The organism is uncultured Granulicatella sp. (assembly GCF_963528195.1).
Taxonomy (GTDB): domain Bacteria; phylum Bacillota; class Bacilli; order Lactobacillales; family Aerococcaceae; genus Granulicatella.
This window is the reverse complement of record NZ_CAURVN010000001.1, coordinates 104,302-130,327: the sequence shown is the minus strand read 5'-3', so window position 1 is coordinate 130,327 and position 26,026 is coordinate 104,302. Positions and strand designations below refer to the sequence as shown.

The 26,026-nt window shown below is 34.8% G+C and carries 28 protein-coding genes and 1 pseudogene; 2 read left to right on the top strand and 27 right to left on the bottom strand.

The window, feature by feature from the left end; translation table 11 throughout:
* Positions 1-320: 320 nt before the first annotated feature.
* The 4 genes from rplA to RWR88_RS00605 form a co-directional block, all read right to left on the bottom strand.
* Positions 321-1,010, bottom strand: a complete 690-nt coding sequence (gene rplA, locus RWR88_RS00620; RefSeq protein WP_006703243.1) for a 50S ribosomal protein L1 — start codon at positions 1,008-1,010, stop codon at positions 321-323.
* A 100-nt stretch (positions 1,011-1,110) separates the two neighbouring features.
* Positions 1,111-1,536 carry a 50S ribosomal protein L11 gene (rplK, locus tag RWR88_RS00615; protein ID WP_005607816.1) on the bottom strand — a complete coding sequence of 142 codons (426 nt, stop codon included), beginning with the start codon at positions 1,534-1,536 and terminating at the stop codon, positions 1,111-1,113.
* 163 nt (positions 1,537-1,699) lie between these two features.
* The gene (locus RWR88_RS00610; RefSeq protein ID WP_314450043.1) at positions 1,700-2,644 is read right to left on the bottom strand and encodes an aromatic acid exporter family protein; all 945 of its coding nucleotides are present in this window, start codon (positions 2,642-2,644) and stop codon (positions 1,700-1,702) included.
* Positions 2,645-3,136: a methylated-DNA--[protein]-cysteine S-methyltransferase gene (locus RWR88_RS00605; protein WP_314450041.1), complete on the bottom strand. Its 492-nt coding sequence runs from the start codon at positions 3,134-3,136 to the stop codon at positions 2,645-2,647.
* A gap of 100 nt (positions 3,137-3,236) precedes the next feature.
* Here RWR88_RS00605 and RWR88_RS00600 point away from each other — a divergent pair, with 100 nt between their 5' ends.
* Positions 3,237-4,238 (top strand): nucleoid-associated protein, encoded by a 1,002-nt coding sequence (locus tag RWR88_RS00600; protein ID WP_314450039.1) that lies wholly within the window; start codon positions 3,237-3,239, stop codon positions 4,236-4,238.
* 99 nt (positions 4,239-4,337) lie between these two features.
* Here the strand turns inward: RWR88_RS00600 and RWR88_RS00595 are convergent, their stop codons facing one another.
* From RWR88_RS00595 to mnmE, 5 genes are all read right to left on the bottom strand, one after another.
* Complete coding sequence (locus RWR88_RS00595; protein ID WP_314450037.1) at positions 4,338-5,426, bottom strand: N-acetylmuramoyl-L-alanine amidase family protein; 1,089 nt, start codon at positions 5,424-5,426, stop codon at positions 4,338-4,340.
* A gap of 200 nt (positions 5,427-5,626) precedes the next feature.
* Positions 5,627-6,340 carry a 16S rRNA (guanine(527)-N(7))-methyltransferase RsmG gene (gene rsmG / locus RWR88_RS00590; protein WP_314450035.1) on the bottom strand — a complete coding sequence of 238 codons (714 nt, stop codon included), beginning with the start codon at positions 6,338-6,340 and terminating at the stop codon, positions 5,627-5,629.
* Positions 6,341-6,349: 9 nt separating this feature from the next.
* Positions 6,350-8,248 carry a tRNA uridine-5-carboxymethylaminomethyl(34) synthesis enzyme MnmG gene (mnmG, locus tag RWR88_RS00585; protein ID WP_314450033.1) on the bottom strand — a complete coding sequence of 633 codons (1,899 nt, stop codon included), beginning with the start codon at positions 8,246-8,248 and terminating at the stop codon, positions 6,350-6,352.
* A gap of 15 nt (positions 8,249-8,263) precedes the next feature.
* On the bottom strand, positions 8,264-8,743 hold the full coding sequence (locus RWR88_RS00580; protein ID WP_314450031.1) for an 8-oxo-dGTP diphosphatase: 480 nt from the start codon (positions 8,741-8,743) through the stop codon (positions 8,264-8,266).
* 33 nt (positions 8,744-8,776) lie between these two features.
* Positions 8,777-10,165 carry a tRNA uridine-5-carboxymethylaminomethyl(34) synthesis GTPase MnmE gene (gene mnmE, locus RWR88_RS00575; RefSeq protein ID WP_314450030.1) on the bottom strand — a complete coding sequence of 463 codons (1,389 nt, stop codon included), beginning with the start codon at positions 10,163-10,165 and terminating at the stop codon, positions 8,777-8,779.
* Between the two features lie 231 nt (positions 10,166-10,396).
* On the opposite strand from mnmE, the gene RWR88_RS00570 reads away from it, so the two are divergent.
* Positions 10,397-11,554 (top strand): aminotransferase class I/II-fold pyridoxal phosphate-dependent enzyme, encoded by a 1,158-nt coding sequence (locus RWR88_RS00570; protein ID WP_314450029.1) that lies wholly within the window; start codon positions 10,397-10,399, stop codon positions 11,552-11,554.
* Between the two features lie 49 nt (positions 11,555-11,603).
* Here the strand turns inward: RWR88_RS00570 and RWR88_RS00565 are convergent, their stop codons facing one another.
* From RWR88_RS00565 to RWR88_RS00480, 18 genes and pseudogenes are all read right to left on the bottom strand, one after another.
* Positions 11,604-12,296 carry a 5'-methylthioadenosine/adenosylhomocysteine nucleosidase gene (locus RWR88_RS00565; protein WP_314450028.1) on the bottom strand — a complete coding sequence of 231 codons (693 nt, stop codon included), beginning with the start codon at positions 12,294-12,296 and terminating at the stop codon, positions 11,604-11,606.
* Positions 12,297-12,299: 3 nt separating this feature from the next.
* Complete coding sequence (locus RWR88_RS00560) at positions 12,300-13,175, bottom strand: MetQ/NlpA family ABC transporter substrate-binding protein (protein WP_314450027.1); 876 nt, start codon at positions 13,173-13,175, stop codon at positions 12,300-12,302.
* 48 nt (positions 13,176-13,223) lie between these two features.
* Positions 13,224-13,697 carry an S-ribosylhomocysteine lyase gene (locus RWR88_RS00555; RefSeq protein ID WP_314348534.1) on the bottom strand — a complete coding sequence of 158 codons (474 nt, stop codon included), beginning with the start codon at positions 13,695-13,697 and terminating at the stop codon, positions 13,224-13,226.
* A 280-nt stretch (positions 13,698-13,977) separates the two neighbouring features.
* A pseudogene (locus tag RWR88_RS00550) lies at positions 13,978-14,071 on the bottom strand (transposase); the annotation flags it as partial.
* Positions 14,072-14,476: 405 nt separating this feature from the next.
* Complete coding sequence (rpiA, locus tag RWR88_RS00545) at positions 14,477-15,157, bottom strand: ribose-5-phosphate isomerase RpiA (RefSeq protein WP_314450024.1); 681 nt, start codon at positions 15,155-15,157, stop codon at positions 14,477-14,479.
* Between the two features lie 28 nt (positions 15,158-15,185).
* On the bottom strand, positions 15,186-15,680 hold the full coding sequence (locus RWR88_RS00540) for a hypothetical protein (protein ID WP_314450023.1): 495 nt from the start codon (positions 15,678-15,680) through the stop codon (positions 15,186-15,188).
* 102 nt (positions 15,681-15,782) lie between these two features.
* The gene (locus RWR88_RS00535) at positions 15,783-17,006 is read right to left on the bottom strand and encodes an ABC transporter permease (RefSeq protein ID WP_314450022.1); all 1,224 of its coding nucleotides are present in this window, start codon (positions 17,004-17,006) and stop codon (positions 15,783-15,785) included.
* Positions 16,996-17,688, bottom strand: coding sequence for an ABC transporter ATP-binding protein (locus RWR88_RS00530; protein WP_314450021.1), 693 nt, complete (start codon positions 17,686-17,688; stop codon positions 16,996-16,998). The genes RWR88_RS00535 and RWR88_RS00530 overlap by 11 nt, the downstream gene beginning before the upstream one ends.
* Positions 17,681-18,892 carry a biotin/lipoyl-binding protein gene (locus RWR88_RS00525; RefSeq protein ID WP_314450019.1) on the bottom strand — a complete coding sequence of 404 codons (1,212 nt, stop codon included), beginning with the start codon at positions 18,890-18,892 and terminating at the stop codon, positions 17,681-17,683. Before RWR88_RS00525 ends, RWR88_RS00530 begins: the two co-directional genes overlap by 8 nt.
* A gap of 12 nt (positions 18,893-18,904) precedes the next feature.
* Positions 18,905-19,381 (bottom strand): hypothetical protein, encoded by a 477-nt coding sequence (locus tag RWR88_RS00520; RefSeq protein ID WP_314450018.1) that lies wholly within the window; start codon positions 19,379-19,381, stop codon positions 18,905-18,907.
* A 25-nt stretch (positions 19,382-19,406) separates the two neighbouring features.
* Entirely contained in the window at positions 19,407-19,886 is a 480-nt protein-coding gene (locus tag RWR88_RS00515; RefSeq protein WP_314450016.1) for a hypothetical protein, read from the bottom strand.
* A gap of 233 nt (positions 19,887-20,119) precedes the next feature.
* Entirely contained in the window at positions 20,120-21,790 is a 1,671-nt protein-coding gene (locus tag RWR88_RS00510) for an alpha-glucosidase (protein ID WP_314450014.1), read from the bottom strand.
* A gap of 119 nt (positions 21,791-21,909) precedes the next feature.
* Positions 21,910-22,080: a hypothetical protein gene (locus tag RWR88_RS00505; protein ID WP_006703221.1), complete on the bottom strand. Its 171-nt coding sequence runs from the start codon at positions 22,078-22,080 to the stop codon at positions 21,910-21,912.
* Between the two features lie 124 nt (positions 22,081-22,204).
* On the bottom strand, positions 22,205-22,387 hold the full coding sequence (locus RWR88_RS00500) for a hypothetical protein (protein WP_314450012.1): 183 nt from the start codon (positions 22,385-22,387) through the stop codon (positions 22,205-22,207).
* A gap of 13 nt (positions 22,388-22,400) precedes the next feature.
* The gene (locus tag RWR88_RS00495; RefSeq protein WP_314450010.1) at positions 22,401-22,583 is read right to left on the bottom strand and encodes a hypothetical protein; all 183 of its coding nucleotides are present in this window, start codon (positions 22,581-22,583) and stop codon (positions 22,401-22,403) included.
* A gap of 12 nt (positions 22,584-22,595) precedes the next feature.
* Positions 22,596-23,105, bottom strand: a complete 510-nt coding sequence (gene trmL, locus RWR88_RS00490) for a tRNA (uridine(34)/cytosine(34)/5-carboxymethylaminomethyluridine(34)-2'-O)-methyltransferase TrmL (RefSeq protein ID WP_006703219.1) — start codon at positions 23,103-23,105, stop codon at positions 22,596-22,598.
* Positions 23,095-24,330 carry a tRNA epoxyqueuosine(34) reductase QueG gene (gene queG, locus RWR88_RS00485; protein ID WP_314450009.1) on the bottom strand — a complete coding sequence of 412 codons (1,236 nt, stop codon included), beginning with the start codon at positions 24,328-24,330 and terminating at the stop codon, positions 23,095-23,097. Before queG ends, trmL begins: the two co-directional genes overlap by 11 nt.
* 317 nt (positions 24,331-24,647) lie before the next feature.
* Entirely contained in the window at positions 24,648-25,916 is a 1,269-nt protein-coding gene (locus RWR88_RS00480) for a CHAP domain-containing protein (protein ID WP_314450008.1), read from the bottom strand.
* Between the last annotated feature and the right edge of the window lie 110 nt (positions 25,917-26,026).

Sequence of the window (26,026 nt, the reverse complement as noted above, 5' to 3'; positions counted from 1 at the left end):
AAAGCGCTAACATTGAAATAGTTTTTTATAAAATATAAGACTTTTTTAAAACATAATTTCGTTATTATGATTTTTTCCCTTCTGCAATTATTATGTTCTCCCCTTAAATCAAAAAAATAGAAAGGACTTCCCATAGTAGCTGCAGTACTAGAATCTGGTTTTTCAGATTCTAGTGCTGGAAAATTCGAGACCCTAGGCTCGAATTTTAGGCATGAGACTCGCCTTGCGAGGCTGCTGCCGTCTTCAGCTACTATTTCAAGAAGTCCTTTCTATACACAAAAAAGAGCCGAGACAACTCGACTCTTTTCTTATTGTTAAAATTATAGAGAAGCTACGTCTACTTTAACCCCAGGGCCAAAAGTAGTTGTCACAGCAACGTTACGTACGTATTGACCTTTAACTGTAGCAGGTTTGATACGTAATAATGTTTCGTGAATTGTTTTGAAGTTTTCTACTAATTTTTCGTTTTCGAATGAAACTTTACCGATTGGAACGTGGATGTTACCAGCTTTGTCAACACGGTAAGTTACTTTACCAGCTTTGATTTCTTCAACAGCTTTAGTTACGTCCATTGTAACAGTACCTGTTTTAGGGTTTGGCATTAAACCTTTAGGTCCTAATACACGACCTAAACGACCAACTTCACCCATCATGTCAGGTGTAGCTACGATAACGTCAAACTCAAACCATCCACCTTGGATTTTTTGAGCTAATTCGCTATCACCAACGTAGTCTGCGCCAGCTGCTTCAGCTTCTTTAGCTTTTTCACCTTTTGCGAATACTAATACACGTTGAGTTTTACCAGTTCCGTTTGGAAGAACTACTGCTCCACGTAATTGTTGGTCAGCTTTCTTTGGATCTAATCCTAAACGATATGCAACTTCTACAGATGCATCAAATTTAGCGAAGTCTGTTTCTTTTGCTAATGCGATTGCTTCTTGAACTGAGTAAGCTTTTGAAGAATCGATTTTTTTAGCGGCTTCTAAATATTTTTTGCTTTTCTTTGCCATTGTATAATTTCCTCCTATTGTGTGGTTTTAACGGTTCTACCTCCCACAAAGTCCATGAGTGAAACACTCGTGCTAGGGACTTTTGGAAGCTGCATGTTTGTTAGCCTTCTACTACAAATCCCATTGAACGGGCTGTACCTTCGACCATGCGCATTGCAGCTTCAACATCTGCTGCATTTAAGTCAGGTGCTTTTAATTCAGCAATTTCTCTAACTTGATCACGAGTTACAGTAGCAACTTTTTTCTTGTTTGGTTCGCCTGAACCTTTTTCTACTTTAGCAGCTTTCTTTAATAATACTGCTGCTGGTGGTGTTTTACAGATGAAGTCGAATGAACGGTCTTCATATACTGAAATCACTACCGGAATGATTAAACCAGCTTGATCTGCTGTACGAGCGTTGAACTCTTTACAGAAGCCCATGATGTTAACTTGTGCTTGACCTAAAGCTGGACCTACTGGTGGAGCTGGTGTAGCTTTACCTGCAGGAATTTGTAATTTAACTAGTTTTACAACTTTTTTAGCCACGAGACATTACCTCCTTGATTGTTTCGCGCGTGGTTTAAATGGAGATGAAGATTTCTCCTCCCACGTTTTGTTCCAGTGCACATAAATGCACTTTGATATTTTAGCAAGAATTATTGTGAAATGCAAGCTGTTTTGCAACTTTTTCGATATATTTTTTGCCAAATTAATGATGATCTCTAAAATAACAAACTTTCAGATCAATAAAACGTTGTAAATCCCTTAATAACTGGAATAATGTTGCACGATATTCAAATTCATCTCTCGTTTTTGGTAGCTCTAAGTTTCTAAATTCATCAATATAATCTTGAATCTCCTCCATTAAATCTAACCCCGTGTTCGTTAAGTGCAATTGTTCTGCTGTTGAATCAAACATTTCTGCTAATAACTCTGCTTCTCTAGCAGGACAATGAAAATCATTTAAATTTTTCGCCATCACTTCTAATAACTGTATTTGTTCCGCTCGCATTTCAAAATAACATAAATCTTTATTAAATTGACTAAATAACTGATTTTCACTTTCAATAAATAAAAGTTTTTGAGCCTGAGCTAACTTTTCTTTTGCTTCAATAATGAGTTTTGCATCATTTGTTCCATTTCCCATTCGTAAAAAGTATGCCATTTTTCTTAAAATATCTTTTAATTTATCTTCAATTTCTTGTCTTTTATCTTCAATATCTTGTTGATAGCTAGGCATATGCCAATTTAATAAAAGAGCTACTGCAGTTCCAACAAGCATTAACAAAGCCTCATTTAGTAATAACTCATTCGTGATTGTCTGACTTAACCAAAGGTGAATAGCTAACACTGAACTTGGAGCAATCCCTGCTTCTGCTTTTAATAAAAATGCAAGAGGAATATAAATGATTAAATACACTCCAAAACTAATGGTAGAATGTCCCATCACTAAAAAGACACAAACAGCTACTGTTAAAGCTAACAACATAGCCACTATACGTTTCCAAGCTATTACAATAGAGGACTTTTTCGTATTTCCAACACTTAAAATTGCAATAATCGATGCTACCGAAGCTGACGATAATCCAAAATATTGTGCCACTAATAATGAACCAAATGCAGCCAATATCATTTTAATTCCTTTTAATACCATTCATTTTCCCCTTTCTAATTTCAACAATTGTTCTTTTCTATGAACTCCACCTGCATATCCGGTTAATGCTCCATTTTTCCCTAGCACTCGATGGCACGGAATGAGAATACTAATTGGATTTTTTCCAACGGCTTGCCCGACTGCTTGAGCAGAGTATGTTGCTACACCTTTTTCTTTTGCGATTCTCTGTGCAATTTCTCCATAAGTCATCGTTTCTCCATACGAAATTTCTTGCAACATTTGCCAAACTCTTTCTTGAAAATTGGTTCCTTTCGGCTGTAACGGAATCGTTATCGGAGTTTGCTTTCCAGAAAAATAACTTTCTAACCAAGTTTTGACTTGCTCAAAAATCGGTAAATCATCTTTTATCTCAATATCACGATTGTACTTGGCATCATTCACTTGCCCTACAAACCATAATCCTGTTAATGACTTTCCATCACTTCTTAATCGAACTTCTCCTAGAGGGGTTTGTATAATTCTTTCAAACACTTCTCAACCTCCCATTCCTCAGAATAAAAATAGTATACTCCATTTACTTACAAAAAAAGAAGTGGTATGTTTGTATTACTAATATTTTTAAGGAGTTTTTATGATTTTACATCAAGCTTATTTACACATTTTCGATAAAAACAGCGGAAACTTACTGTTATCGCAAAAAGAATTACCTTTATCGAATCCCTATATTACAGAATATTTTACAAAAATAATTGAAAAGACATTAAAAAGCGACCCTCGTCATGGTGTCTTACCTCCAGAAGAACCGCTTCTAGGATTTTTAGCAGACAATAGCATTCCTTTTATTGAAAAAACTCAACAACTTGCTCATAAATTATATGAAATCATCGCTCCAGCAGAAGATATCCCTGCAGCTGATTATGTATTCGCATCAGGCATTAATGATCAAGGTGGAAATTTCTTTGCCATTTTACGTTTAGACTATAGCTCTAAATATACGCATTTTTTAGATTATGAAGACGACCAAGTATTAAATACCGTTTTGCAAAATCATGCGATTTTACCAAACCCTTCTCAAAAATTATCAGAAGCATTCATTGTGGATACAACCAATGGACAGTATCAATTAATCGAACGCAAATATATTGTAGAAGGTAAAAAAATACCGTATTTCTCTGAACAATTTTTAGAAATCACACCTCCAACAAGCACACAGGAACAAATCAAAGAAATTAAAAAAACCGTCACACATGTTGCTAAAAAATATGACGAAGAAAATTATCTAGCACTTGCAACGACACAACAAGCAATCTTTACACAGCTAGAAGAAAGTGATGAGATTGATGCAGGAATTATTTTCGATACAGTCTTCAAAGATAAACCTCTTGCAAAAGAAGCAGCTTACCAAGCCATTACAACTGAAAAAATCCCAGAGAAAATTCCAGTTACAAATGTTCCAAAATACGAGAAGAAATATAGTAAACAAAAATTCAAACTCGATAATGGAATTGAAATTACTATTCCAAGTGACATTTACGAAAACAAAGAAATGGTCGAGTTTATCAATAACCCAGACGGATCCATTTCTGTATTAATTAAAAATATCGACTCGATTATGAATCGATTCAATGCATAAACAATAAAAGACGATGACTATTCAAAGCCATCGTCTTTTTGACATTTCATTTAGTGAAGATTTTCTATTTGCTAATTCTACACTAATTCACTCGTATGATTAGTGATACGTACGAACCATTTGATCTTCTGTTTGATTGATATCAATCATAATACGATCATTTGCTAAACCAGCCATATCTTTCTTGTTAAAGTCTGAAACATCTTTTGATAAACGTTTCATAGAAATAACTTCCCCTTGTTTATTTGCTAAAACAAGTAAGTTATAGCCATTTTCTGAACTTTGTCCTAACAGGAATTTGTAACCTGGACGTAATGTACCTTCATTAGGATTTTTTAGTACATAAAGTTTATTATTCACAATTGTAAAGTGATCTAAAATTACTAAACGTGGGTTGAAATGATCAATAACAAATTCATTGTTTTTCACACTAATCGTTGAAGTAATCGACATTTCTGGTAATTTTTCTACACGTTTCCCATTTTCACCAAAGTAGAATCGATCTATAAATTGTTGTAATCCTTTAACAACTGAGTTAGGATCAATCATTCCACCAGGTTCTTGATGATCTACTAATGTATCGAGTAAGTCATAACCTGCTTTTCCTAATCGAGCATTACTTTCTACAAACCATTCATTTTGTGCAATATAGACACCGTCTTTTGATTTATGAAGTAAGTATTCATCGCCACCCATACGATAAATTTCTGACACTAAGTGATAAGGCGTATCTGTTAACATATAGCCATCTTTACCAATAACATATGAACGACCATCACTTGCTTTCACCGGTTGATCTGCTAGCATTGAACCATTTGATTCAAAATAAGACCATTTATCTCCTACTTTTGTCCAACCTGTTTGCATATCTCCTTGGTCAGATAAATAGTACCATGTATTTCCTTCTTGATACCAACCTGTACGCATTGCTCCATCTCCATTTAGAGAGTACCATGCTCCGCCAGTAAATACCCAGCCAGTTTGCATCACACCATTATTATCAAAGAAATACCATGTACCTTTATCCTTAGCCCATCCAGCTTTCACTAGTTTACCTTCTTGGTATAAATTCCATTGGTTGCCACTTTGAACCCAACCATCATTTGTCGCAGCAAATACTTGACTGCTTGCTAATGCTGCTACTAAAGCTGTAGAAGCTAATAAACTACCAAACCATTTCTTTTTCATCTTACATCTCTCCCCTTCATTATTGGTACTTTATCCAAAGAAATTCTGCAAAAATCTCTCTACCGTTATTGTACTCCTCATCTAATTAAAAAAATACTTTTTTTCATATTTTTAACATTCTTTTAAACTCTTTGTAACAAAAAAGACTCTTCTTTGTAACAGTTAAATAACTCTGCTACAACAGAAAAGTCTTTCTTATTTTATAATGGTTTCTTCAATGGAATTCCTGGTTTTCGTGGATATTTATTTGGAGTTTCTTTTGTTTTTAAAATCGTTACAACATGACGATTTCCACCTTCATATGGTAAATCAAAGGACACATCGCCTTCCACTTTTCCACCTAAAATGGCAATCGCTTTTTTCGCTTCTTCTAACTCCACTTCTGTATGAGCAGCTTTCAACGCTAAAAAGTATCCTTGTTTCTTCACTAACGGCATACAAAATTCGCTCAACACACTTAATTTTGCTACCGCTCTAGCTGTTACGACATCATAAGATGCTCTGAAATTTTTATTTTGTCCAAAAGTTTCTGCACGATCATGGAAACATTGCACATCTGTTAATCCTAACGTTTCTACTAAAGTGTTTAAAAATGTAATTCGTTTATTTAATGAGTCCACAATTGTCACTTTTAAATCAGGAAATACAATTTTTAATGGAATACTTGGAAATCCTGCTCCAGCTCCGACATCACACAATATTTGATTCGATAACTCATGATGAAATCCTAACGCTAAAGAATCATAGAAATGTTTCAAATACACTCCTTCTTCATCAGTAATCGCCGTTAAATTCATCTTCTCATTCCATTCCACCAATAATTGAAAATATTGATGAAATTGTTTTTTTTGCACATCTGTTAACGTAATGCCATGAACTTCTTGGAGTCTTTGATAAAATTCTTCTGGTTTCATACAATCCTCCTATTCTTGAACTTTCGCAATTTTTCCTTGTTCGATATACACCATTAAAATTGATACATCGGCAGGATTTACCCCACTAATACGGCTTGCTTGCGCAATCGTTTCTGGTTGAATTAATTTCAAACGTTGACGTGCTTCTGTGGCAAGTCCATTAATGGCATCATAATCAATATTCGATGGAATACGTTTTGCTTCCATACGTTTTAATTTTTCTACTTTTTCAATGGCTTTGGCGATATAGCCTTCATATTTCACAGAAATTTCTACTTGTTCTTTCACTTCACGAGAAACAACTACCTCTTCTTCTGCAAAACCAATTAAGTCATCATAAGATAACTCTGGGCGTTTTAATAAATCACTTAATAAAATACCGTCTTTTAATTCTGCTGATTCTTTTTCTGCTAAGAATGATTGAAGTTGTTCTGTTGGTTTCAAACGGATGGATTGGATACGTTTAATCTCCGCTTGAATGGCTGCTTGTTTTTCTTGGAAAGCTGCATAACGTTCATCTGAAATTAAGCCTAGTTCACGACCTTTTTCTGTTAAACGTAAATCTGCATTGTCATGACGTAATAATAAACGATATTCCGCACGAGAAGTTAATAGACGATACGGTTCTGTCGTTCCTTTTGTCACTAAATCATCTACTAATACTCCAATATACGCATCACTACGACCTAAAATAAATGGTTCTTCTCCACGGATTTTACGAACGGCATTAATTCCGGCATAAAGCCCTTGACCGGCAGCTTCTTCATATCCACTTGTTCCATTCATTTGTCCAGCTGTAAATAAGTTTTCAACAATTTTTGTTTCAAATGTATTTTTTAATTGATGTGGAATGACAACATCATACTCAATAGCATAACCCGTTCTCATCATTTCAGCTTTTTCCAAACCTTCTACCGTATGAATCATTTGAATTTGAACATCTTCTGGTAATGAAGTCGATAATCCTTGAATATAAACTTCTTCCGTATTTTCTCCTTCTGGTTCTAAGAAAATTTGGTGGCGAGGTTTGTCGCTGAAACGTACGATTTTATCTTCAATAGATGGGCAGTAACGAGCTCCTACTCCTTCTACAATTCCTGTAAACATTGGTGCACGATGTAAGTTCTCACGAATTTTTTCATGAGTTCCTTCATTTGTGTAAGTTAACCAACATGGAATTTGATCATAGCGGTAGTCTTCATCTTTAGAAGTAAAACTAAATAAGTTTGGTGTTTCATCTCCCGGTTGGATTTCTGTTTTGCTATAGTCAATTGAAGAACTCTTCACTCTTGGAGGAGTTCCTGTTTTAAAACGAGCTAATTCAAACCCTAATTCTAATAAGTTTTCTGATAATTTAATCGAAGGTTGAGAATTATTGGCACCAGAAGAGTATTTCAATTCTCCAATAATAATTTGACCACGAGAAGATGTTCCAGCTGTTAAAACAACTGCTTTTGAACGATAAATCGCCCCTGTATGAGATACAACCCCTTTACAAACACCATCTTCTACAATTAAACGTTCCGCAATCCCTTGTTTTAAATCAAGATTTTCTTGTTGTTCGATTGTTTTTTTCATTTCTTGCGCATATAGATGCTTATCTGCTTGCGCACGTAAAGCACGTACTGCAGGGCCTTTCCCCGTATTTAACATACGCATTTGAATATAGGTTTTATCAATATTTCTTCCCATCTCTCCGCCTAGTGCATCAATTTCACGCACAACAACTCCTTTTGCAGGGCCTCCAACAGACGGATTACAAGGCATAAATGCCACCATTTCTAAATTCATTGTTAATAATAATGTTTTAGCACCCATACGAGCACTTGCTAGTGCAGCTTCACTTCCGGCGTGACCCGCACCTACTACAATAACATCATAGTTACCAGCTTCATAAGTTGTTACCATACTTCCTCCTACTTTCTATTGTTCATTCGTTGTATAAAATTCCACTTGATGGCGAATGTATTCACCATTTTCATATATAAATTTAGCCGAGAAAAATGGACGATTCTCTAATAGCCAACTCATAAAAATTAAATCGCCTTGCCAAGTTGGCTTGGTCAGTACTTGATCATAAGGAACCCACTCTAAAGTCCCCTCAGGAGAATCGATTAATTCCCCAGAAAATTCCGTTACTCGAAACACATACGTATACCAATCATGTTCGGGAGTAAATTCAGGAAAAGTAATAATCCCTTTTAATGCCATTTGATGAACCGTCAAACCTGTTTCTTCAAAAATTTCACGAATGGCACATTCTTCTGGAGATTCACCTGCTTCAATTTTGCCACCTACTCCGATGTATTTACCTTCATGCACATCATTTGGTTTCTTATCGCGCTTTAGTAATAACAATTCTTTTCCATTATCGATATAACAAATTGTTGCTAATCTTGTCATACAATACTCCCTTTCTCCAACAGTGGCTTTCTCTTATTTTCCTAAACAGAATTGGCTAAATAATTGAGTTAGAAGCTCATCTTGAACGCTGTCTCCTGTAATTTCTCCTAACAAATCCCATGCTCTTGTAAAATCGATTTGAATTAAATCGACTGGCATTTCCATTTCAATACCATTTTGCACTTCGACTAATGCTTGTTCTGCTTTTTCTAACAAGGCAATATGACGAGTATTCGATAAGTATGTCGCATCTCGTTCATTCATTTGTCCTTGGAAGAAATATCCCGCAATTTTTTCTTCTAATTGATCGATTCCTTCTTTATTTAACATAGAAGTTGTGACAATTTCTTCTTCCTTAGCATAAGGAGCAATATCTTCTGTTGAAAGTTTTGAAGGTAAATCTGTTTTATTGAATAAAATAATTCGTTTCATTCCCTTTGTAGTTTCTAGTAAACGAACATCTTCCTCTTGTAATATTTCGCTTTGGTTTAATAATAATAATACAAAATCCGCTTCTTTTAACGCTTTACGACTACGTTCTACCCCGATTTTTTCTACGACATCATCCGTTTCACGAATTCCTGCTGTATCAATTAATTGTAAAGGCACTCCACGGACATTGACATACTCTTCAATCGTATCTCTTGTTGTTCCAGCAATATCTGTTACAATGGCTTTCTCTTCTCTTAATAGCACATTTAGTAAACTAGATTTCCCAACATTCGGGCGTCCTACGATGGCTGTTTTTAACCCATCTCGTAAAATCTTCCCTTGGCTAGCTGTATTTAATAAAGCACGAATTCCTTGCAATACTTGTTGCGTCTTTTCTCGTAATAATTGCAAAGTCATTTCTTCTACATCATCGTATTCAGGATAGTCAATATTTACTTCCACTTGGGCTAATGTATTTAAAATTTCTTGACGTAAATTTTGAATTAAATGCGATAATTGACCATCTAATTGACGCATCGCTAATTGCATTGATTTATCCGTTTTTGCTCGAATTAAATCCATCACTGCTTCTGCTTGAGACAAATCAATACGTCCATTTAAAAAGGCACGTTTCGTAAATTCTCCAGGCTCCGCTAATCTTGCTCCCATGCGTAACACTAATTGCAACACACGATTAATCGCCACAATTCCTCCATGGCAATTAATTTCCACAATATCTTCTCGTGTAAATGTTTTTGGAGCTCTTAAAACACTTACCATGACTTCATCATAGATTTCCCCAGATTTAGGGTCGACAATATGACCATAATGAATCGTATGTGTCTTTTGTTCTTCTAATTTTTTAGTACCACATTGATAAATCGAACTTGCGATTGAAATCGCCAAATCTCCACTAATTCTGACAATCCCGATAGCCCCTTCACCAGGTGCTGTCGAAATCGCAGCAATCGTATCAAATTCTGTTTGCATGCTGATATCCTTTCTTGGCTTCATTGCACAAAAAAAGTGCACACTCCACCCTTCATCGATAAAAGGGTGGCTCGCACTTTGACTGCTTACCTATATTTCAGTGATATTATACAATACTTTTCGAACTTGTGCTAGTAGAAGGGGTGGTTAGAAGACTTTTTTCGTTTCTTTATTGCTAATATTTGATAAAAAAGGTACAATTTATCTATCTATAACACAGGGGGTTAACAAATGTTAGAACATCCATTTAATCAAGTCGTTGAAAAAATCGCCGTTTCAGATATTCGTCAATTTGATGCAGAAGTTTCTCAAATTCCTGGAATCATCAAATTAACATTAGGTGAACCAAATTTCAACACACCAGAACATATTAAAGAAGCCGCTATTCAAGCGATTCGTGATAATCATTCCCACTATACTCCAAACGCTGGGATTCCTGAATTACGTCAAGCAACTGCAGCATACTATAACAAAAAATTCAATTTAAATTATACAGCAGAACAAGTAGTCACAACAATTGGTGCTACTGAAGCGATTAACGCTAGCTTCCAAGCTATTTTAAACCCTGGAGATACTGTTATTGTTCCAACTCCAGTTTTCCCATTATATATGCCAATTACAATGATCAACCAAGGAAACTTTATTACAGTTGATACTAGTGAAGATGGCTTTATTTTAACTCCAGAAAAATTACGTGCTACTATCGAAGCTCATCCAGAAAAAACTTTTAAAGCCGTTGTATTAGTATATCCAAGTAACCCAACAGGAGTAACTTATTCTAAAGAACAACTAGAAGCTTTAAGCGTTGTATTAAAAGAATATGGATTATGGGCATTATGTGATGAAGTTTACGCTGAATTAACATATAGCGGCACTCATACATCATTATCTTCATTCTTACCAGATCAAACAATCGTCATTACAGGTTTATCTAAATCTCACGCTATGACTGGATGGAGAATCGGCTACATCCTTGGCCCAGTTCCATTTATCAATGAAGTTGTTAAAACTCACCAATATATGGTTACATCTCCAAGTAGTTCAAGCCAATACGGTGCTTTAGCTGCAATGTTACACGGAGAAGGTGACTGTGACATTATGAAAGTAGAATACAAACAACGTCGTGACTATCTTGCAAATGAATTACGTCGCTTAGGATTCGAAGTAGCAAGTCCTGATGGAGCTTTCTATCTCTTTGCTAAAATTCCTGCAAAATGCGGAACAGATTCATGGGCATTCGTTCGTGACCTTGCAAAAAATGCTAAAGTAGCATTAATCCCTGGGGTTTCATTTGGACCTGGTGGAGAAGGCTACGTTCGTTTCAGCTACGCTGCTTCAATGGAAAACTTAACAGAAGTAGTCGCTCGATTAGAAAAATATTTAGCTTAATACAAAAGGCTGGGATTCACCCCAGCCTTTTTACTTTATATTCATAACCTTACTGCAACTCTTCCACAAGAGTACAAACTGCCTCAAATGCATGTCTTGAAGCTAATTCAAGAGTTGCCTCAAATGTATCTGGAGCTTCTCCTCCAACATGATCACTTACACCACGAATATTCAATACAGGAATGTCATAGAAATGAGCAACTTGCGCTAATGGCGTTGATTCCATATCACTTGCTACAATATCCGGTAAAAGTTCACGAATATTTTGTACCGTCTCAATCGAGCTCATAAAAGAATCACTCGTTGCAATAAACCCACTATGAATTCCAAATGCTGTAATACGCTCCTGTAAAATGCGTTCAACTCTTTCTTTCAATTCACTATCTACGGGATACGATTCTGGCATTTGAGGAACTTGACCCCATACATAATCAAAACCTGTCGCATCCACGTCACTATATCCAAATTTCGTTGACACAATAACATCTGCAAGTGAAAAATCTTCATTAAAACTCCCCGTAGTTCCCGTATTAATGATCAGTTCCGGTTGAACCTTATCACAAAGCCAAGCTGCTGTAGCAGCAGCATTCGCTTTTCCAATACCGGATTGAACAAGATAGAGATTCTCATGAACTTTAAGAATGCGAATCGGACCTTTTGCAAACACTTCTTGTCTTGGTACATAATGTTCTTCAAATGGATGAAGCTCTTCTTTCATCGCAGCAACAATCGCTATTTTCATCGATTATTTACCCCACACTTCAGAAATAGGTTTCTTCACTTCTACTTTTGTTCCTTGGAATTTATCTGAAATGAATTTTTGAACTTCTGCATCATGATATAAATCTACTAATTTCTTATAATCATCATTAGATTCATTTCCACTCTTCACAACAATCACATTAATACTTGTAATAGTAGATTCATCTGCTTTTTCATAGAATAACGCATCTTTTAATACATTTAATCCACCTTCAAGAGCAATAGTATTTCCGATAGCAATTAAATCCGCATCATCTAATACACGAACACTTGTAGTATCATCAATTAATAAAAATTCAAAGTTTTTCTTGTTTTCTACGATATCACTTGGAGTACCTGTACCTTCTTTGAAATCTGCTGGCAATTTAATTAAACCAGCTGATTCCAATAAACGAAGCGCACGTGTTGTATTGTAAGGACTGTCTGGAATCGCAATTTTAGCGCCATTTGGCAAATCGTTTAATGCTTTTACTTTTTTAGAATAAAGTCCCATTGGTTCAATATAAGTTGTACCTATTGGAGTTAGTTTAGAACTATTTGATGCATTAAATCCATGTAAATACCCAATCGATTGAAAAGCATTCGCATCTACAGAACCTTCCGCAACTGCTTGGTTTAATGGCACACCACCATTTAGTTCTTCGACTTCAATTTTTAATCCTGCTTTTTTTGCTTGATCTGTTTCGGCAATATGTCTCCAAATATCTGCATCAGAGCCCACAGAAGCAATTTTCACTGTTTTCAATTCTGATTTCGAATTAGAAGTTGTTGAGTTTGATGGAGTTTGATTACTGCAAGCACCTAATGCTACAACTGCTGAAAGTGCCAATAAAGATTTTGTAATAGTTTTTAAGTTCATAAGGAAATCCCTCCGTTTAGATATTTACTAATTATTGAATAAATGACATTAAATTACTTTACGTTCAAATGGATCAATACTAATCCCTTGTTCTAATACTTGTTTAGCATATTCTTTTGCTCCAAATAAAGAGTGATCACGATAATTTCCACATTGAACAGCAGAAACACCTTGAATATCTTCAAATTGAATCTTTTCAACAATTTGTTCTAAAGTTGATTTTAATGCACGAGCAATATCTTCTGCGGAACGTTCTTCCCACAAAATTAAGTGGAATCCCGTACGACAACCAAATGGTGAGATATCGATAATCCCATCGATACGATCACGAAGTAAATCTGCTAACAAGTGCTCAAATGTATGAATGACACCAGTCGGCATTTCTTGCTTATTTGGTTGTAAAAAGCGAATATCAAAATTCGAAATGACATCTCCTTTTTTCCCGTATTCGTTTGAAATCAATCTCACGTAAGGTGCAATCACCTTGTTGTGATCTAATGTAAAGCTTTCTACTTCAGCCATATTGAATTCCTCCTACTGATAATGAAAAAAATATAATTCTTAAACACCAGTTTTCATTATATCGCTAATAAGTTATACATAAATTATACATAAAAGTTACAAGGAATTCAACTTAAAAACATACTATTATAATCCTTCATTTTAAAATTGTTCGTGTTTTTATATTTATAACTCTGAAAACAGCAATTTTAATAATAAATGTTCGTGTTTTGGCTGTTGGGGTTTTATTCTTTTACGAGTTAATCTTATAGCCTAAATCAAACATCATTAGTACGCTTTACCCTTTTTATATACTTCATAAAATTTGAAATACTTATCCTAGGCTGAGTACTTACCAACCTATGAACATGAAATGGCATAAAATGTCCGTCTATACTTAGATGTAAAAACAATATAGTATTACACATCTATTTTGCATCTGATAGCCTAGAACACCTTTATTGTATATTTGTCACATCAAAAGAATCATGTTTTTACTTAAAAAAACCGTTCCCATTCTTTTTTATATCATTTCATTTAAGTTATATCGAAATGATACAAGTAGACCTCTCTAAAATTCAACGTAAAAACGAACTTTTCCTTATACTAAATAAATATGGTTCGTTATTTGTTTTAGTTATACATGCATAAAAATTATATAATCCAGCTATATCAGTTGTTTACGAATGATACTGAACATAAAAATTAGTTTTCCTCTTACCTTCCCGACACTTATTTATCCATCATTCTTTAACTCAACACAAAAAAGCCTGGGACAAATTCCAGGCCTATTCTCTCTATTATCCTAAAGTTTGCACTTTCACACCATCCGGTGTTCCAATTAAAACTGTTTCTGTCATATTTGTAAATAATCCTTGTTCCACTACTCCTGTTAGAGCTTTTAAATCTGCTCCAAATGTCACAGGATCTTTAATTGGGAATACATCTAAGTCAATAATATAATTTTGACTATCTGTTAAATAACGTTCTCCGTTTTCTAATACTCGGAATTTTGGACGATATCCTTTTGCTTCGAATTTTTTGAATAATTGTTCTGAACCATACGGAATCACTTCTACTGGAAGTGGGAAGCGTCCTAAATAATCTACCATTTTAGATTCATCAACAATCCAAATAATACGTTTTGATTGTTCTGCAACAATTTTTTCAAATAGTAAGGCTCCACCGCCCCCTTTAATTCCTGAAAAATCAGGAGCAATTTCGTCTGCTCCATCAACTGTTACATCAATGAAATCTACTTCGTCTACACTCTTCAATGGAATTCCTAACTTTTCAGCTTGTTCTTTTGTACGTTTTGAAGTTGTTACACCAATAATGTCTAAACCTTCTTCTTTTACACGTCTGCCAATTTCTTCTACAAAATAATAAGCTGTAGAACCTGTCCCTAGACCTACTGTCATACCTGATTCAATATAAGTTGCGGCCTGTTTGCCGACCATCTCTTTCATGTTCACACGCATACCCTCCAATATGATTCAACTATCCTTATTATAACATAAATTCTTTTACTCGTTTCAAATCTTCTTGTAATTGTTCATAGATTTGTCGCATTTCTTCAGCAGATAAACTCAATTCCACTTCAACCGTTTTTGTTTGTGCCTTCTCCTCTTCTTCTTGATAAAGAAAGACTTCTTCTTCATCCAATTGAGCCAAGTCAATTCCAATAACTTGAGAAGCCGTTGTTAAAATATTTTCTGGAGCAATGACCCATGTCATAACATACTCATCTTCTAATTTTTCTAATAACACAGCTAATCTAGATTGTTCAAATTCTGAAGAATACTCTTCTCCTTTTTCCAATAAGTTCTTCATCGCCTCCAGACATTCTTCCAATTGTGCTACAGTTAATAAGTCGATTATTTCTTGATAAGCTTGTTCTTGATGAGAAATTTGTAAAAAAATATCTGTTTGAATATTGTGAGTTTGAGGATGGATATCTAAAAATTTTAATTCAAATATAAAATTCCCTTCTGAAATCTTCATGCGCTCACCTCTTTCTTCGTTTTATTGCCATATCTATAGTACAAGTTTCTCTTTCTACTTTCAATCATTTCAAAGAAAAAAGGCTGGAGTTTCTCCAACCTTTTAACGTAATATTTCAATGACATCTTTATTTGCAGCAGATTTAGCAGGAAATACGCTAAATACAATTCCAATAAAGACAGATACTCCAACTGTTAAAGCTACTGCTGTCCAGTCGGTATAAATTTTAAATGGTAGAAAATTCGAAATCAGCATTGCTAGTAATACTCCGGTTACATATCCGATAATTCCTCCAATAGAAGTAATCATAATTCCTTCTAATAAAAATTGTAATTGAATCGAACCTTTAGTAGCTCCCATTGCACGACGAATCCCAATTTCTTTTGTTCGTTCAGATACTGAAATATACATCATATTCATTACCCCAACACCTGCGATAAATAAAGAAATTCCGGCTACTGCTGAAACAAAATAAGTTAAGCCATCTAACACTTTCCCAATAATATCCATTTGAGCCGCTACATCGATAAAAGTATATTTTCCAGAAGTATGTTTTGAACCCACTTCATTCAAATGAGTTTCTACCTTTTTAGCTACATCTTTAGCTACATAGCCTGGTTTAATAAATACTTTTAGTCCATTCACATTTTCTTCTTTTTTATGATAATGTTGATGAGTTGTAGAAGGAATATGTACTGCTTTATAAGGATCTGCACCAGTAAAAATGGCTTGCAGCGCATCAACTTTACTAGTTGGCTTCACACCTTTAATATAATACACTTCTCCATCAATCGTTACACCATGTCCTAGTGCTTGTTTCGGACTAGAAAATAACAATTTTGCTAACTCTTCATCGATAATTGCTACTTTTTTATTCGCATCAATATCTACTTGGGAAATATTTTCTCCAACCGTCAAAGACTCTTTTGTTGCAGATTTTTCTAATCCAAGTACAACATGTTCTGTTGATTTCTTTGTTGGAATCGAAACACCGAAAATATAATTTTGTTCCTTTGTTTCAGGAATTTCTGTTCCCGAAACTCCTTCAATACTTTCTACACCAATACGGTCTTGTTTTGAAAAAGCTTTTTCTACTTTTCGAACAGATTGTGGATTATCAGGTTGATAGAAAAATTGTACAGTTACTTTCCCATTATCTTCTCCAGCTAATCCTGAAACAGCCATTTTTTGGAATCCTTTCCCAAGACTCATAATCGTAATAACAGCTGCAATTCCGATAATAATTCCTAACATCGTTAAAATTGTACGACGAGCATTTCCTTTTAAAGAATGCAGAGCGGATCCTAATAATACACTAAATTTCATATGGAATCCCCTCCTTTTGTTCATGAATCACACCATCAATTACATGGATAACACGAGAACAATACTTCGTCAAAGTGGGATCATGCGTCACCATTACAATCGTTACACCATCTTCACGATTTAAACGATATAAAATATCCATAATACTGGCAGAAGTTTTACTATCTAATGCTCCTGTTGGTTCATCAGCAATAATGAATTTTGGACTATTCACTAATGCCCGAGCAATTGCCACTCTTTGTTTTTGACCACCTGAAAGATGGCGAGGATATTTTTCTAACTTATCTCCTAGACCTACTTTTTCAAGCGCTTGTTTTACTTTTGAATGAGTTTGTCGAGGCGTTAATCCACGATATAATAAAGGTAGACGAACATTTTCTTCGACTGTTGCTTGTTCAATTAAGTTAAAATCTTGAAAAACAAATCCAACGGTAGAATTACGTACTTTGGAAATTTGATTATCACTCAAATTGGAAACAGACTCATCATTAAAAGAATATTTTCCTTCATATTTAGAATCTAGGAATCCTAATATATTAATGAGGGTAGATTTCCCAGAACCAGAAGGTCCCATTATTCCAACAAATTCTCCTTGAGTAATACGGACAGTCACATCATTTAATACATGTAACTGCTCATCTCCAACTTTATAATATTTATGAACATGTTCTAGTTTAATCATGGGACTTCACCGACTCTTCCAATTGTGTAGAAGACACCGCTGCTCCATCTGTAATGTCTGAATCTGGATTTGCAATCACTTTATCTCCAATACTTAATCCTTCTTGAACAATCCATTGGAATCCTTTTTTCACACGTTTAATATTTTTGCGTTTAGCTACCCCATTATCATATAAATAAACATATTCTTGTTCTCCATCTTTTTGAATCGCTTGTTCTGTTAATACTAATCCTTTTTGAGGGATTTTCACTTGAACAGTAAATCCATTTGGAAGAGAAATTTCTGGTTTTACAATTACATCATAACGAGCCACACTATGACCTCCACCACTAGAAGCTGCACTTGGAGAAGTTGGCAAAGATGGTACTGGATTAGCACCACTTCCTGACGGATCAGTAGAAACAAATGAAATCGTTCCTTTAATCTCTCTATCTTGAGCTTTCACATAGATTGTTACAGAAGCTCCCTTTTCAACTGATTCATAATCATATTCAGAAACAGTTGTTTTCGCTTCGCTATCTTTACTTGTAATTTTAATAAAGGCTAATTGTACATTTGTTTTTCCTTCTGGATTAATGCTAATGGTTCCTGCAATATCTGCTGTTACACTTGAACTTGTTTTTTTAGAAAGACGTTCGATTTTTGTGTTTACATCTTCAATATTATTATTCATATCACGAATTGCTTTTTGAGTTCCCTCAATTGCTTGGTCAAAGGCAGTTGTATCCATAGCTCCTACATGAGCTGTTTGATTCGTAGCACCTTGTTGGTTTTGAGCAGGGACTTCTTTTTCTAACTCTTGTTTTGCTTGAGATTTACGATTCTTTTGTGTTTCTAATTCTTGATATAAATGATCACGTTCAGCTACTAGACGACTTACTTGACGATTTAAATCGGCAACTTCGTCACTAATTGTTTCATTATCATATTCAAATAACACATCGCCTGCTTCTACTTCTTGACCATCTGTTACTTTTACTTGAGTGACTTGCCCTTTTTGAGGGTCGACATGATAGCTTTGCTCTTTAGCCGTTTCAATATTTCCATCTAATACTAAAGGCTCCTGTTCTGTTAACTCCATAATTGTATAATGGTGTTCTTCTTTCTTTTCAGGAGAGCGTAATTTTAAAAATCCTAATACGATTACGATAACAGCTCCTAATGCCATTACGCTAATCATGCTCCATTTTAACGTTTTACTCATTCATAACTCTCCTTAATATTTCGCTACTTCTTGTTCCCATTTTTGGTATGTTACATAAAACCAGGCTAGTAATCCGGCAATAATCGCTGGGATAACATAAGTAGCTACACTGAATTTTTGATGATTGAAAATATCATTAGCAATTTGCATTAAAATTGAAAAGACATGAATTCCGATTACATAAAAGAATAAATTCTTATCTGGTAATACTTGAGCTTTAGCGCTCTTTCCAATTTTGTGATATAAAATTGTTGCAAAAATACATAGTAGGAAAAATAATAAGAAAACTGCTACTCCAACTCCCGCTGTTTCAAAATTATGTTCTACACCCTGTTTTGCTAGTTCTTCTTGCACACTTGGAACAAAAGTAGACGCTACTCCAATTAATACAAAGAGGTTCGCAAAAATCCCAATAATATTCCAAACTTTTAAGCCGGTAGCAATTTTACTAACTACACCTGCATATTTTTCAACTTTTTGTGTATCCATGTTTCATTCCTCCTGGCGATTATTTTTATTGTTTCGCTACTTCTTGCTCCCATTTTTGATAAGTCACATATACCCATGCTAGTAATCCAGCAACAATCGCAGGGAAAATATATGCAGTAATATCAAATCCTAATCCACTCATCAATTGATTCACAACTTGCATCACAATTGAAAACGCAAAAACCCCAATCGCATAATGTAATAAATTTTTATCAGGTAATACTTGAGCTTTAGCACTTTCTCCAATTTTATGGTATAAAATTGTTGAAAAAATACATATTAATAAAAATACTACAAGAACTGCTATTCCAAATCCAATGTTTTCTTTTGTGAGATATGGATTTTTTACGGTTGCTAATTGTTCTTGAACTTGTGGTATTAATAATATTGCCATTCCTAAAAGACCCAAAACATTTCCAACAATTCCAATAATATTCCAAATTTTTAACCCCTTAGAAACTTTTCTTACAACTCCTGCATATTGTTCAACTTTTTGTGTATCCATGATACATTCCTCCTCAAAACTTTTTTAAAAAAGAATAGGTTAGTTACTCTTTTAGCTAACTATATACCTAGCAATCTTTTTTGTCAATAAGTTTCTTTATTTTTTTATTACGCTCATTATACACCGGTTGTTTCCGTTTTCATATAGGAATATTTCTTATTTAATCATTCTTAAGAATAAATTATTTACAATAAAAAAACGTCCTTTCAAAAAGAACGTTTTCTTCACTCTATTTAATCTTCTAATTCACAGACAAGCGCTTGATAGCCAGCAAGAGAGAGTTGATCTCCTTGGCCATTCATTTGTGCTGGAATATTGGCTAACAATACTTTTCTTACAGGCGTTGGCAAAGTTACTGTTTGAGGTTCTGCTTGATAATTGACTAATACAAGCACACGTTTTTCCCCACGTCGCTCATAAGCAATCATGTTTTTCACTTCTTCTAAAACAGGAACAAATTCCCCTTCACGAATGGTTGATCCATAAACTTCATCACGATACAAAGCAGTTAGCGCTCTATAATAGTTCAAGATAGATTGTGGATTCTCTTCCTGTTCCTCTACATTAATCTCTCTTTGCGGCTGTTTTGAAACAAGCCAAGCTTCTCCAGTTGTAAATCCTAACTTCTCTTCACCATTCCATTGCATTGGCGTACGAGCATTATCACGACTATATTTTGAAATAGCCTTCAACGCTTCTTCATCCGTTAGCCCCGCCTCTTTAGCAACATGATATTCATTTAATGTATTAATATCATCAAATTCATCAATCGACTCGAAAATTTGATTTTCCATCCCAATCTCTTGTCCTTGATAAATAAATGGAATTCCTTTACGAAGCATTTGCACTGTAGCAAGAGCTTTTTTACTAATTTCTGTCACTTCGCCTTCAGGAATATAATGAGAAACTCCACGTGGCTCATCATGGTTTTCAATAATCGTTGATAATACACCAATGGAATCCGCACGACGATGCGCTTTGAAAATACTATCTTTTAATTCTTCTGCAGTAGGTAAATCATGGCTATACCAGCCATTTCCTTTTTGTCCTAAAATCGTTTGTTTGAAATCAAAAATAGACGAGAATACTCCCTCTTCACCAATAAAGAAATGTAATTCTTCATCCGTTTCATTAAATACTTCTCCTACTGTAAAAGCATTATAGCGCGCAAATGTTTTTTCCTTCATTTCTTGTAAAAACGGTTCAATTGGTTGCGCATTCGCTAATGAATAACGAACAGGAACAAGTCCATTTTCTTGTTCAGATGGTAATGAACGCCATTCTAAATCCTTTTTAATATTAATAATGGCATCAATACGGAATCCTCCGATTCCTTTTTCTAACCACCAATTAATCATTGTATAAATTTCTTCACGTACGACAGGATTTTGCCAATTTAAATCGGGTTGCCCTTTATGGAATGAGTGTAAATAATATTTATTTGTTCCAGGAACTTTATCCCACACACTACCTCCAAAATAAGTTTCCCAGTTATTTGGTTCTTTTTCACTTTCAATAAAGTAGAAATAGTCTGCATAAGGGCCATCTGGATCTGCTAATGCTTTTTGAAACCATTCATGTTGATCAGAACAGTGGTTGACTACTAAATCCATTATAATTGAAATGCCACGTTTCTTTGCTTCAGCAATTAGTTCTTCCATATCTTCCATTGTTCCAAACTGTGGATCAATTGCATAATAATCTGCAATATCATATCCTTGGTCAACAAACGGACTCTTATATACAGGAGACAACCATAAAATATCAATTTCCAAACTTTGTAAGTAATCGAGCTTTTCGGTAATTCCTTTTAAATCTCCAATTCCATCTCCATTACTATCATTAAAACTTTTTGGATAAATTTGATAAGCTACTTTGCCTTTCCACCAATCTTTTTCCATCATTGGTAGCCTCCTTCACAATCGTTAATGACTTTATTCTGATACAATTCCCTCATACTGTCAAGCAACAAAAAAAGAGACAAACGATTGTCCCGTCTATCTCTTTAAAAATAATTGCTGTCTTATAAACGCTTGCTATATTTACGATATTGATAATATCTATAAGCATAAACGCCAGTACGATATAAATAGAAAATAACTAAAATAGCAAATAATTTATTATGTACAACCGTTAATATAACAAAGGCACATGCTATTATAAACATGATTAATGCATAAACTAAATCTTTCATCCTCACACCTCCATTACTTCTCTTCTTTTTTCTGTTTATCTTTAACATATCGATACGCATTAAAAGCACTAGAAATTCCAAACAAAGCAGCAACTAATGCATACCATTTATTATCCACCACCGCTTAATCACTACTAGTTAATCCATTATTGGTTTTTCGATACTGATAATATTTATAAGCATAGTCTACACTACGTCCTAGAAAAACAATCCCTAAAACAACAAGCAACTTCCTATATAGAATTGTTAAAACAATCAGTAAAACTGCAATAACTCCCGTTATAATTGCATATGTTAAATTCTTCATCCTAAAATCTCTCTCATTCATCTTCTTTTTTCTGTTGATTTTTAACATATCGATACGCATTAAAAGCACTAGAAATTCCAAATAAAGCAGCGACTAATGCATACCATTTATTATCTATCACTGCTAGTAATGCAAACGAAAGAGTACATAATGCATAAATAATCGTATTCCATAAATACAAAGGAATGTTCTTCATCTGCCTGTCTCCTTATTTCAATTTATCATGTTCATAAGTATGAACTAATTCTAAGCCTTTAAACTGCTGCTGTCTTAACGCTTCATAAACAACAATTGCTGCTGTATTCGATAAGTTTAAGGAACGAACATGAGTATCATTCATCGGTAATCTTAAACAACTTTCTTCATGTTCACGCATAAATTCTTCTGGTAATCCTGTTGTTTCTTTCCCAAAAATGAAAAATTGCTCTTCATCCTTTGCCAAATCGACTTCATCATAAGTATGATTAGCAAATTTTGTAATTAAATAAATAGGACGATTGCCTAAATACTCCATAAATGCTTCTAGCGAATCATGATACGTAATATCCACATCATTCCAATAATCTAGACCTGCACGTTTTAAATGCTTATCATCTGTTGAAAATCCTAATTGCCCCACTAAATGTAGTGGTGAATTCGTTGCAGCACAAGTACGCGCAATATTTCCCGTATTCGCTGGAATTTGTGGTTCAAATAATACAATATGATTAATCGTCATAAGATCCCTCCTCAGGATTTTTTGGTAATTTTTCGTGCAATGTTTGAATCGCTTCTTCTAATTCAACAACTAAGTCTGCCTCTTCTTTCGTTGTTGCTTCAATTTTTTGAGCTTTTTCTAACATTTCTGTAAAATAATGAATCAGTTCTTCACTCGATTCTGAAATAATCTCACTCACAGCCCAAGCCGCCGTTCCTTTGATAACAGGTCGCATATCTTCCTTCATTACTTTCAATAATAGAGGAACAGCTGTTTTATCACGGTAATTCGCTAGCGCAATAATGGCATTTCTCTGTAGCGGCTTCTTCCCACGCCATGAACCAGCCATCTTTCCAAACCGTTCTTTGAACTCCTTATTCGAAATCGTCACTAATGGTTTTAACAATGGATGTGTTTCTTCCACAGACGGTTCCATTTCAGGATGTAAATGAAAATCTTTTCCTTTATTATACGGACAAACTTGTTGGCAAATATCGCAACCATAAATAACATGCCCCATTTTTTTACGATATTCCTTCGGCATAAAGCCTTTCGTTTGTGTTTGATACGATAAACAACGTTGAGCATTCATTTTACCATTTCCTAATAAGGCATTGGTCGGGCAAAAATCGACACAACGAGTACAATCTCCACAGCCATAATCAACGGGTGCATCGACTGGAAATTCAATATTCGTAATTAATTCGCCCAAATAAACATAGGAACCAAATTCCTTTGTCACTAATAAACCATTTTTTCCTACAAAACCTATCCCCGCACGTTCAGCAACACGAACATCGATTAGTTCTCCTGTATCCACCATTGGTTTAAACGCAACATCTTCTTGATTCACTTCACTTTTAATATATTCAATTAAAGCTTCCATTCTTCTAGATAAAATAAAATGGTAATCTTCTCCCCACGAAGCTCTCGCAAAAGCTCCACGTCGCTCCCCTTTTACACGTTCAGGTTTCTGACTTGGTAAAGTAGGATATGCAAGGGCAATTGAAATAATCGTCTTAGGAGAATCAAAAATCTTCTCTGGGTAAATTCTCTCTTCTAAAATCGGATGTTCAAATCCTGTTGTATGTCCTAACTCTTTAGATTCTTGCATTCCTTGGGCTAAATGATCAAATGGTGCTGCAGAAGCAAATCCGATTTTATCGATACCAAGTTCCTTACTTTTCTTTTGAATTTTTTCTTTTAAAAGAGCTGTATCCATCGATTCACTTCCTTTCACTTTCATTGATTGCTTTTCTTATTGTAACTCATTTCTAGCAAAAAAACGATAAAAAAAAACGCTAGCCTTCGGTGTCAATCACGGCGAAAGTTAACGTTAGTCTAGAGAGTCGATTATTTAGCAAATACTTACTAAATAAAGCGATGAACTTATCTTAACTTTTTTTTATAAAAAAATCAACATTTTTTATAAAAAATCTTTTACGATTTTTCACAATTCCTCTCTATTTAACCCTCTCTAACAAAGACTTCAAAAGCACGCAAATACTCCACCATAAAACAAAAAGGATGAATTCCTTAACCGAATCCATCCTTTCATTCATATTATAATCCGAAGTTGATATATGTTGCTTGAGCTGCAACGCTTGATGGAATTGTACGAGTTGAAATAACGTTTACACCTTGTACGTTCATTTCTGAGATGAATAATGATCCATCTGCATTTACACGTTCAACAAATCCAACGTGACCATATACAGGGTCTGCTCCACCTACACCACGTTGGAATACAATTGCTGTACCTGCACGAGGAGTTGAAGAAACTCCGTAACCTGCTGCTGCAGCGTTTGCTGGCCATTCAGCTGCGTTTCCTAATGCTGTAGTTCTAATTGGTGCTCCTAATTGAGCGAAACGGTTATACATATAGTAAGTACATTGTCCGAAGTATCCACCATTTAAAGCTGCTACAAATGATGGGTTTGGAGCTGCAAATGAGCCACCTACCACGATATTTGCTGCTTTAGCTGGAGTTGATGCTGATTCACTCTTCGCTGCAATTGTAGCTGGAGTTGATGCTGTAGCTGCCGCAGGAGTCGCTGCTGCTTTTGCAACTGCTTCTTCTGTTGCTTTCAACATTGCTTCTTTAGCTTCTTCTGCTGCTTTTTGTGCTGCTGCTTTTTCAGCATCTGCACGAGCTTTTTCAGCTGCTAATCTTTCTTTTTCTTGAACTAAGCCATCACGTGCTGCAATTGCTTCTAGTTCTTCATTTGAAAGGTTTGCTAAAGTTGCTTTATGTTTTGTAAATGTTGCACTTAACTCAGATTGTAAGTTTTGTAATTGTGCTTCATTTGCTTCTTGTTTTGCTAAGTTATCTTTTTGAGCTTGTTCTTTTGTTTGAACTTGCTCTTTATCACGAGCTTGTTCTTGCATTAATTGACGATTTGCACCTACTAAGTCAACAATTACTCCAATACGATTTACTACATCTGTAATAGAATCTGCATTTAGTAAGAAGTCAACATATGAACGCGCACCATTTACTTGAACTGCACGAGCTTGATCTTTTAATCGTTCATTACGTTCTGCAATTAATGTTTCAAGTTTTGAAATTTCTGCTTTAAGTACTTCTAAGTTTGCTTTAGCAGTTTCTTGTTCTGCTTGAACTGAATTAATTCTTGATTGTACATTTGTTAAATCTTGAGATAATTGGTCAACTTGACTTGCTACTGCTTGTTTTTGATTGTTTAAATTTTGAATTTGAGAATTTGCTGAGTTAATTTGCGAATCAATATCTTGAGCGTTTACTGAAGGTGCTAATGTACCTAGTGCTAACGCTGTTCCTGTTACTACGAAAGTTAATAACCTCTTATTCAAATGATTCCCTCCAAACGGTTTTCGATTTATCTACATGGCACCATATGAAAGTGCTTATAATCCTGACTGGTACCATCATACCATACGACTAAAGTCTTATGTTAAATTTC